1 rRNA gene is annotated in these 504 nt (G+C 48.7%); it reads right to left on the bottom strand.

Going from position 1 to position 504, the window contains the following annotated elements:
* Positions 1-504: ribosomal RNA gene (locus tag GQR39_RS20030) — 23S ribosomal RNA — on the bottom strand; the annotation flags it as partial.

Below are 504 nucleotides of genomic sequence, written 5' to 3'. Positions count from 1 at the left end.
GGTCTGGGTTGTTTCCCTCTTCACGACGGACGTTAGCACCCGCCGTGTGTCTCCCGGATATTACTTTACGGTATTCGGAGTTTGCAAAGGGTTGGTAAGTCGGGATGACCCCCTAGCCTTAACAGTGCTCTACCCCCAACAGTGATACATGAGGCGCTACCTAAATAGCTTTCGAGGAGAACCAGCTATCTCTTGGTTTGATTGGCCTTTCACCCCCAGCCACAAGTCATCCCCTAATTTTTCAACANNNCGGTTTCAGGTTCTATTTCACTCCCCTCACAGGGGTTCTTTTCGCCTTTCCCTCACGGTACTGGTTCACTATCGGTCAATTAGGAGTATTTAGCCTTGGAGGATGGTCCCCCCATATTCAAACAGGATTTCTCGTGTCCCGTCTTACTCGTTTTCACTGTAAAGAAGTTTTTGTGTACGGGACTATCACCCTGTACCGTGGCACTTTCCAGAGCCTTCCACTAACTTTTAAACAGCTTAAGGGCTGTTCCGATT

The sequence above is a fragment of the Pseudoalteromonas sp. C8 genome (assembly GCF_011378685.1).
GTDB lineage: Bacteria > Pseudomonadota > Gammaproteobacteria > Enterobacterales > Alteromonadaceae > Pseudoalteromonas > Pseudoalteromonas arctica.
Note: the sequence above shows the minus strand (reverse complement) of the source record. Positions and strands in the feature narration are given on the sequence as shown.